The 9,394-nt window shown below is 72.4% G+C and carries 8 protein-coding genes; all 8 read left to right on the top strand.

The genetic code is table 11. From position 1 onward, the window contains the following. The coding region (locus KUF83_RS17500) for a carbohydrate ABC transporter permease (protein WP_254643980.1) at positions 1–954 on the top strand (954 nt) is incomplete at its 5' end. A 119-nt stretch (positions 955–1,073) separates the two neighbouring features. Beyond that, positions 1,074–1,880, top strand: a complete 807-nt coding sequence (locus KUF83_RS17495) for a carbohydrate ABC transporter permease (protein WP_217455638.1) — start codon at positions 1,074–1,076, stop codon at positions 1,878–1,880. A gap of 13 nt (positions 1,881–1,893) precedes the next feature. After that, a complete protein-coding gene (locus KUF83_RS17490) occupies positions 1,894–3,603 on the top strand; it encodes a beta-N-acetylhexosaminidase (protein WP_217455637.1) in 1,710 nt (569 codons plus the stop codon). Positions 3,604–3,881: 278 nt separating this feature from the next. Further along, positions 3,882–4,775, top strand: coding sequence for a xanthine dehydrogenase family protein subunit M (locus tag KUF83_RS17485; RefSeq protein ID WP_217455626.1), 894 nt, complete (start codon positions 3,882–3,884; stop codon positions 4,773–4,775). Then, complete coding sequence (locus KUF83_RS17480) at positions 4,772–6,286, top strand: 2Fe-2S iron-sulfur cluster-binding protein (protein ID WP_217455625.1); 1,515 nt, start codon at positions 4,772–4,774, stop codon at positions 6,284–6,286. Before KUF83_RS17485 ends, KUF83_RS17480 begins: the two co-directional genes overlap by 4 nt. Further along, on the top strand, positions 6,283–8,592 hold the full coding sequence (locus KUF83_RS17475) for a molybdopterin cofactor-binding domain-containing protein (RefSeq protein ID WP_217455624.1): 2,310 nt from the start codon (positions 6,283–6,285) through the stop codon (positions 8,590–8,592). Before KUF83_RS17480 ends, KUF83_RS17475 begins: the two co-directional genes overlap by 4 nt. After that, positions 8,589–8,726, top strand: coding sequence for a hypothetical protein (locus KUF83_RS17470; protein ID WP_217455623.1), 138 nt, complete (start codon positions 8,589–8,591; stop codon positions 8,724–8,726). Before KUF83_RS17475 ends, KUF83_RS17470 begins: the two co-directional genes overlap by 4 nt. Positions 8,727–8,752: 26 nt before the next feature. Continuing rightward, complete coding sequence (locus KUF83_RS17465) at positions 8,753–9,286, top strand: AAA family ATPase (protein ID WP_217455622.1); 534 nt, start codon at positions 8,753–8,755, stop codon at positions 9,284–9,286. Positions 9,287–9,394 lie beyond the last annotated feature (108 nt).

The following is a 9,394-nucleotide window of genomic DNA, read 5'->3' as shown; positions in this document are numbered from 1 at the left end:
GGCCGGCGCACCCCGGCGAAGGGCGCCCCGTCCAGGGGCGCCCGCGGGGCCGGCCGGCCGGGACGCAGGTCGCCGCTCGCCCGCGGCGGCTGGACGCCCTGGCTCTATCTCGCCCCAGCCCTCGTGGTCATCGGCGGACTGCTCGTCTACCCCGTCTACCAGCTCGGCCTGATCTCGTTCCTCGAGTACACACAGGCCCAGGTCAGCGGTGGGGAGCCGACGACCTTCGAGGGTTTCGGCAACTACGCGACGCTCTTCGGGGACGAGCAGTTCTGGCAGGTTCTGCTGGCGACCGTGGTGTTCGCGGCGGCGTGTGTCATGTCGACGCTGGCGGTCGGCTGCGCGCTCGCCGTCCTCCTGACACGTGTCCGTGCCGTGCCGCGGCTCGCCCTGATGCTCGCCGCGCTCGGCGCCTGGGCGACACCCGCGGTCACCGGATCGACGGTGTGGCTGCTCCTGTTCGACCCCGACTTCGGGCCGGTCAACCGGATCCTGGGACTCGGCGACCATTCGTGGACGTACGGCCGGTACAGCGCCTTCGCCCTCGTCCTGCTCGAAGTGGTGTGGTGTTCCTTCCCGTTCGTGATGGTCACGGTGTACGCCGGTATCCGTGCCGTGCCCTCCGAGGTCCTGGAGGCCGCGTCCCTCGACGGCGCCTCCCACTGGCGGATCTGGCGCTCGGTGCTGGCGCCGATGCTCCGCCCGATCCTCGTGGTCGTCACCATCCAGTCGGTCATCTGGGACTTCAAGGTATTCACGCAGATCTACGTCATGACGAACGGCGGCGGCATCGCCGGCCAGAACCTCGTGCTGAACGTGTACGCCTACCAGAAGGCCTTCGCGTCCTCCCAGTACAGCCTCGGGTCGGCGATCGGAGTGGTCATGCTGCTGATTCTGCTGGCGGTCACGCTCGTATATCTGAGGCTGCTGCGAAGGCAGGGGGAAGAGCTGTGAGTTCCGTGACGTCCAGGCATTCCGTGACATCCGCGAGTTCGCCGGGATCCCCGAGTCCCGTACGACGAACGGGAGTTGTCCGAGGATTCGTACGCCGTTCCGTACGGCGGCCGTGGCGGCTGGCCGCGGAGGTCTCGGCGCTGTTGATCGCGGCGGTCGTCGCATTCCCCCTCTACTGGATGGCGCTCAGCGCCTTCAAGCCCGCCGGGGAGATCGAGTCGACCGAGCCGCGGCCCTGGACGCTGTCCCCGACCCTGGATTCCTTCCGGCGTGTCTTCGGGCAGCAGGAATTCGGCCGTTACTTCCTCAACAGTGTCGTCGTGGCGGTCACCGTGGTCGCCGTGTCGGCGCTCATCGCGTTTCTCGCGGCGACCGCCGTGACCCGCTTCCGCTTCCGCTTCCGGACCACCCTGCTGATCATGTTCCTGGTCGCGCAGATGGTGCCCGTCGAAGCCCTGACGATCCCTCTCTTCTTCCAGATGCGGGACTTCGGACAGCTCAACACGCTGGGCTCGCTGATCCTGCCGCACATCGCCTTCTCGCTGCCCTTCGCGATCTGGATGCTGCGGGGTTTCGTGAAAGCCGTCCCCGAGGCGCTGGAGGAGGCCGCCTACATCGACGGGGCGAGCCGGACGCGGTTCCTGTGGCAGATCCTTTTCCCGCTGGTCTTTCCGGGGCTCGTCGCCACCAGCGTCTTCTCCTTCATCTCCGCCTGGAACGACTTCCTGTTCGCCAAGTCCTTCATCATCAGCGACACCTCCCAGTCCACGCTGCCGATGGCCCTCCTCGTCTTCTACAAGCCCGACGACCCGGACTGGGGCGGCGTGATGGCCGCGTCCACGGTGATGACCATTCCGGTGCTGATCTTCTTCGTACTCGTACAGCGGCGCCTGGTCTCCGGACTGGGCGGCGCGGTGAAGGACTGACGTGAGCGACGCGATGCCCAACGGCCCGACCTCGCCCGGTGTGATTCCGGCGCCCCGCTCGGTGCGGGAGTCCGCGCGCGGCGGCGTCCTGCTCGACGCGGGCACCACTCTGTGGGCCGGACCCGGCACGGGCTCCACCGAGCGCTGGCTGCGCCACACCCTCGGCGCCGCCCTGGGCCTCTCGCTGCCGCCGGGCGACGAGAAACCGAAGCACGCAGAGCACACGGAGAACGCAGCGAACACAGAGGGCGCGGAGCGCGGCGAAAACGGCGTGAGCACCGTGCGGTTGCGCATCGACGAGTCGCTGGGGACGGAGGCGTACGTACTCGACGTCGACGGCGACGGCGGACACGGAATCGAGATCCGGGGCGGTGGTCCCGCCGGGGTGTTCTGGGGTGCCCAGACACTGCGTCAGCTCATCGGCCCGGACGCTTTCCGGCGAGCTCCCGTACGGCCCGGTGTCACCCATGTCGTCCCACGGCAAACCGTCGAGGACGCGCCGCGATTCGGCTGGCGCGGGCTCATGCTCGACGTCTCGCGGCACTTCATGCCGAAGGACGGCGTACTGCGCTGTCTCGACCTGATGGCCGCGCACAAGCTGAACGTCTTCCACTTCCACCTCACGGACGACCAGGGCTGGCGAATCGAGATCCAGCGGTATCCGAAGCTCACGGAGACCGGATCATGGCGGGCGCGCACCAAATTCGGCCATCGCGCCTCGCCGCACTGGGAGGCGAAGCCGCACGGGGGCTTCTACACCCAGGACGACATCCGCGAGATCGTCGCGTACGCCGCCGAGCGGCATATCGCCGTCGTCCCCGAAATCGACATCCCGGGGCACTCGCAGGCCGCCATCGCCGCATATCCGGAACTCGGCAACACCGATGTCGTCGACACGCTCTCCCTCTCCGTCTGGGACACCTGGGGCGTCTCCAAAAACGTACTCGCCCCCACTGACAACGTCCTTCGCTTCTACGAGGGCGTCTTCGAGGAACTCCTCGGCCTGTTCCCCTCGGAGTTCGTCCACGTCGGCGGCGACGAGTGCGCCAAGGACCAGTGGAAGGCGTCCCCCGCCGCGCAGGCACGGATCAGCGAACTGGGCCTCGCCGACGAGGACGCGCTGCAGTCCTGGTTCATCCGCCACTTCGACGCCTGGCTGAGCGCGCGAGGGCGCCGGCTCATCGGCTGGGACGAGATCCTGGAGGGCGGACTGGCCCCGGGCGCCGCCGTCTCCTCCTGGCGCGGCTACCAGGGCGGCATCACGGCCGCCCGGGCAGGCCACGACGTCGTCATGTGCCCCGAGCAGCAGGTGTACCTGGACCACCGCCAGGCCGACGGGCCGGACGAGCCGGTGCCCATCGGCTACGTCCGCACCCTGGAGGACGTCTACCGCTTCGAGCCCGTACCACCGGAGTTGACCCCCGGGCAGGCCCGGCACGTCCTGGGCACCCAGGCCAACCTGTGGACCGAGGTGATGGAGGACCGGTCACGCGTGGACTACCAGGCCTTCCCGCGGCTCGCGGCCTTCGCCGAGGTCGCCTGGAGCGCCCTGCCCGCGCCCGCGGAACGCGACTTCGCGGACTTCGAGCGGCGGATGACCGGCCACTACCCGCGACTTGACGCCCTGGGGGTCGACTACCGGCCGCCCACCGGGCCGTTGCCGTGGCAACGGCGTCCCGGAGTGCTCGGACGCCCGATCGAGGGAGCGCCCCCGAACGTGTGAGGCGGCTTCCAGGGGGTGTCGTCCGATGCGGTTGCCCTGGGACGGTGGCCCTCAAGGAGAAAGGTGCCCAAGGGGCACCGAAAACTGTCAATGTGCGCTGACGGGCGATGTGGTGCGAAAACGGACCATCCGCCGAGGGTGGGCAGGAATGCCTCCTAGCGGACCCCCGCGTCGAGGGGCGGGGAAGATGTGCCAGAGTTGCCACGTCCGCCCTGTCAGCACGTACCGTACGGCAACACAGGTGGGACCAGGTGGGGCAGCGGGAAGGGGCAGCCGGTTTGACCACGCACGCACCGCAGGCGGCGCAGGCCGTGACGCTGCCCGCCTCGCTGGACGAGGCCGTGGCGGCGCTCGCCGCCATGCCCGCAGCCGTTCCCGTGGCCGGCGGCACCGATCTCATGGCCTCCGTCAACTCCGGGCAGCTCAGGCCCGCCGCGCTCGTCGGCCTCGGCCGGATCAGCGAGATCCGCGGCTGGCAGTACCAGGACGGCCACGCGCTCCTCGGCGCGGGCCTCACCCACGCCCGTATGGGACGCCCCGACTTCGCCGCCCTCATCCCCGCCCTCGCGGCCGCCGCGAGGGCCGCAGGACCGCCGCAGATCCGCAACGCGGGCACCCTCGGCGGCAACATCGCCTCCGCGTCCCCCACCGGGGACGCGCTGCCCGTGCTGGCCGCCCTGGAGGCGACCCTCATCATCGCGGGCCCGGGCGGCGCCCGCCGTGAGATCCCCGTCTCGCACCTGCTCGCGGGCATGGAGATGCTCCGCGGCGGCGAACTCATCGGGTACGTGCGCGTGCCGCTGCTGCACGCGCCGCAGGTCTTCCTGAAGGCGACCGGACGCACCGGCCCCGGGCGGGCCATCGCGTCCGTGTCGCTCGTCCTCGACCCCGCCCGGCGCGGAGTGCGGTGTGCCGTGGGCGCCATAGCGCCGATGCCGCTGCGGCCCCTGGACGCCGAGCAGTGGGTCGCGTCGCTGATCGACTGGGACAACAACCGCGCGATCGTCCCCGAGGCGCTGAACGCCTTCGGGGAGTACGTCGCCGCGGCCTGCATCCCCGATCCGGTACCCGCCGAGGACGGTTCCGTGCCGCAGCTGCCGCCCGCCGTACTGCACCTGCGGCGCACCGTCGCCGCGCTGGCCCGACGAGCACTGGGGAGGGCACTTTCGTGACCGACGACCAGCACGGGGAGAGCACGCCCCAGGGGGGCAGCCGCTGGGATCCGCTGCCACAGGGCGACTACGACGACGGCGCCACCGCCTTCGTCAAGCTCCCCGAAGGCGGCATCGACGCCCTGCTCGCGGACTCGCCGCTCGCCGCGCCCGGCCACGGCTACGTACCGCCGCCGATAACGGTCGCGCCCGGCGCGGGCGGCGACCCGTCGTCCACCGGCTCCTGGGCCGTACCGCCCGAGGCGGCGGACTCCGGGCACCCGCAGCCCGTGCAGTGGCCCGACCCGAACGCCCTCCCCGAGGAGCACCGGCAGCCCGCTCAGGACTCGTTCACGTACAACCCCGGGTCCACCGGCCAGTGGACCTTCGACCAGCCCGCACAGGACGGCCCGGCCGCGCCCGGCCACGACGTGACCGGACAGTGGTCCATTCCCGTCGCCGACGGTGATCTGCCCGACGAGTCCGGCGAGTTCACCACGTCGTCGCTGGTCGAGCAGTGGGGCGGGACCCCGCCCGCCACGCTGCCCGGAGGGGCCGCCGCGCCCTGGGCCGACGAGCCGTGGGCCCAGCAGCAGCCCGCCGAGGAGGCCGCGCCGCACGCCGGGGACGGCGCCCTCGGCCCCGCACCCGCCGAGCACGGTGCCGCCGAGATCATCGACGTCTCCGGAGAGCACGCCGACGAGATCGCGGTCTCCGTGGAGCGCGACCCGGAGCACGGGGAGGCGCCCGCGGCCCGTCACGACCTCCCGGAGTCCGGCGAACCGGCGCCCGAGCCGGAGACGGCCTCTGCGGAGGAGCCCGGCGAGGACCCCGCGAACGTCACGGAGACCGGCGCCGCCGCAGAGGCGCCCCCGGCCGACGACTCCCAGGGCATCCCCCAGCACAACGACCACCCCCTGGCCTCGTACGTCCTGCGGGTGAACGGTGTCGAACGGCCCGTGACCGACGCCTGGATCGGCGAGTCCCTGCTCTACGTCCTGCGCGAACGGCTCGGCCTCGCGGGCGCCAAGGACGGCTGCTCGCAGGGCGAGTGCGGGGCCTGCAACGTGCAGGTGGACGGACGGCTCGTGGCGTCCTGCCTCGTGCCCGCCGTGACCGCCGCCGGGAGCGAGGTGCGCACCGTCGAAGGACTCGCCGCCGACGGGCAGCCCTCGGACGTCCAGCGGGCCCTCGCGAAGTGCGGCGCCGTCCAGTGCGGCTTCTGCATCCCCGGCATGGCGATGACCGTGCACGACCTCCTCGAGGGCAATCCGGCGCCGACCGAGCTGGAGACCCGCCAGGCGCTGTGTGGCAACCTGTGCCGGTGCTCCGGCTACCGGGGCGTCCTGGACGCCGTCCGCGACGTCGTGTCCGAGCGCGAGGCCCACGCGGCGGCGGACAGTGCCGCGGACGCCGACGAGGCCCGTATCCCGCACCAGGCGGGCCCGGGGGCCGGAGGCGTCAACCCGTCCGCGTTCGAGCCCCACCAGCCCCATGACCAGCCCTACGGCCAGGACGGAGGCCAGGCGTGAGCAACGACACCGCCACCGCGACCACAGCGGAGCCCGGCACCGCTCCCGAGCCGCCCCCGCACGGCCTCGGCGTGTCCCTGCCGACCGCGGAGGCCCGCGCCAAGACGGAGGGCACCTTCCCGTACGCGGCGGACCTGTGGGCCGAGGGCCTCCTGTGGGCCGCCGTCCTCAGATCGCCGCACCCGCACGCGCGCATCCTGTCCGTCGACACGACCCACGCGCGCGAGATGCCCGGCGTACGGGCCGTCATCACGCACGAGGACGTGCCCGGAGCCGCGCTGCACGGCCGCGGCAGGGCCGACCGCCCGGTGTTCGCCTCCGACGTCGTACGCCACCACGGCGAGCCCATCGCCGCCGTCGCCGCGGACCACCCCGACACCGCGCGCATGGCCGCCGCCGCCGTCATCGTCGAGTACGAGGTCCTCGACCCGGTGACCGACCCGGAGCAGGCCTTCGAGGCCGAACCCCTGCACCCCGACGGCAACCTGATCCGCCACATCCCGCTGCGTCACGGCGACCCGGACGCGGCGGGCGACATCGTCGTGGAGGGCCTGTACCGCATCGGCCGCCAGGACCCGGCCCCGATCGGCGCGGAGGCCGGCCTCGCCGTGCCCCGCCCCGACGGCGGGGTCGAGCTCTACGTGGCCTCCACCGACCCGCACACCGACCGGGACACGGCCGCCGCCTGCTACGGGCTGGAGCCGGAGCGCGTGAAGGTCGTCGTCACCGGCGTGCCCGGCGCCACCGCGGACCGCGAGGACCAGGGTTTCCAGCTCCCCCTGGGACTGCTTGCCCTGAAGACAGGATGTCCTGTCAAGATCACCGCAACGCGCGAAGAATCCTTCCTCGGGCACGTCCACCGGCACCCCACCCTCCTGCGCTACCGCCACCACGCGGACGCCGAGGGCAGGCTGGTGAAGGTCGAGGCGCAGATCCTCCTCGACGCGGGCGCGTACGCGGACACCTCGTCGGAGGCCCTCGCCGCCGCCGTCTCCTTCGCCTGCGGCCCGTACGTCGTCCCGAACGCCTTCATCGAGGGCTGGGCCGTACGCACCAACAACCCGCCCTCCGGCCACGTGCGCGGCGAGGGCGCCATGCAGGTGTGCGCCGCCTACGAGGCCCAGATGGACAAGCTGGCGAAGAAGCTGGGCGCCGACCCGGCCGAGCTGCGCCTGCGCAACGTACTGGCCACCGGGGACGTGCTGCCCACCGGCCAGACCGTGACGTGCCCCGCCCCGGTCGCCGAACTGCTGCAGGCCGTCCAGGACTTCCCGCTGCCCGCCCTCCCCAAGGACACCCCCGAGGAGGAGTGGCTGCTCCCGGGCGGCCCCGAGGGCGCCGGTGAGCCCGGCGCCGTACGGCGGGGCGTCGGCTACGCGCTGGGCATGGTCCACATGCTCGGCGCCGAGGGCACGGACGAGGTCTCGACCGCCACCGTGAAGGTCCACGACGGCATCGCCACCGTGCTCTGCGCGGCCGTGGAGACCGGGCAGGGCTTCACCACGCTGGCCCGCCAGATCGTCCAGGAGACGCTCGGCATCGAAGAGGTGCACGTCGCCTCCGTGGACACCGATCAGCCCCCGGCCGGCCCCAGCTGCCGCGGCCGCCACACCTGGGTGTCCGGCGGCGCCGTCGAGCGGGCCGCCAAGATGGTCCGCACCCAGCTGCTGCAGCCCCTGGCGCACAAGTTCGGCATGTCCACCGAGCTCCTCCAGATCACCGACGGCAAGATCACCTCGTACGACGGTGTGCTGTCGACCACCGTCATGGAGGCGATGGACGGCAAGGAGCTGTGGGCCACCGCGCAGTGCCGCCCGCACCCCACCGAGCCGCTGGACGGCACGGGCCAGGGCGACGCCTTCGTGGGCCTCGCCTTCTGCGCGATCCGCGCGGTCGTGGACGTGGACATCGAACTCGGCTCGGTACGGGTGGTCGAACTGGCGCTCGCCCAGGACGTGGGCCGCATTCTGAACCCCGCACAGCTCACCGCCCGGATCGAGGCGGGCGTCACGCAGGGCATCGGCGTCGCCCTCACGGAGAACCTGCGCACCGCGCGCGGGCTGGTGCGCCACCCCGACCTCACCGGGTACGCGCTGCCGACCGCCCTCGACGCCCCCGACATCCGCATCGTCAAGCTCGTCGAGGAGCGCGACGTGGTCGCACCCTTCGGCGCGAAGGCCGTCAGCGCGGTACCGGTGGTCACGTCCCCCGCCGCGGTCGCGTCCGCGGTACGGGCGGCCACGGGACGCCCGGTGAACCGGCTGCCGATAAGGCCACAGGCAGCCGTGGTGACGGCGGCACAGTGACGGGGCACACGCCTTCGGAGGGCGAGCCGCCGCGCTACGAACCAGCGCCCGGTACCGGCAGGCTGCTGCTGTGGGCGCTGGTCTTCGTGCTGGCCGCGGTCGTGGTCGTCGTGGGTGGCGTGTATCTCTCCTGAGGGCTCGACGGGCCGCGAGGTGTGACGTGGACGGTGTCATCCTGATCACCGGCATCATGGCCGCCGGGAAGTCCACGGTCGCGCAGGCACTGGCCGAGCGGCTGCCGCGGGCCGCGCACGTGCGCGGTGACGCGTTCCGGCGGATGCTCGTGTCCGGCCGCGTGGAGTACGAGCCCGGCGCCGGACCGGGGAGCGAGGCCGAGGCCCAACTCCGGCTGCGGTACAGCCTGTCGGCGGCGACGGCCGACGCGTACGCGCGAGCGGGCTTCACCGCCGTCGTGCAGGACGTGGTGCTGGGCGACAACCTGACGGCGTACGTCGAACTGGTGCGGACACGGCCCCTGTACGTCGTTGTGCTGGCCCCGCGGCCCGAGGCCGTGGCGGAGCGGGAGGCCGGGCGGGCCAAGACGGGCTACGGCGCGTGGACCGTCGGGGACCTCGACCGCGGTCTGCGCGCCGACACCCCGCGCGTCGGCCTGTGGCTGGACACCTCCGAGCAGACCGTGGGACAGACCGTGGACGCGATCCTGACGGGACGGGAACGGGCGCGCATCCGCTGAGCCGGGCGCCTCGTGGCGCCTGCCGCGCACGGCGGACCCGCTGGTCACCGCGGGCCCGGGGCGTTGTCAGTGGTGCCGCGTAGTGTTCTGGGCAGTGGGGGAGGACCG

It is taken from the genome of Streptomyces sp. BV286, assembly GCF_019090165.1.
GTDB lineage: Bacteria > Actinomycetota > Actinomycetes > Streptomycetales > Streptomycetaceae > Streptomyces.
This window is presented reverse-complemented; position numbering and strand designations above follow the sequence as displayed.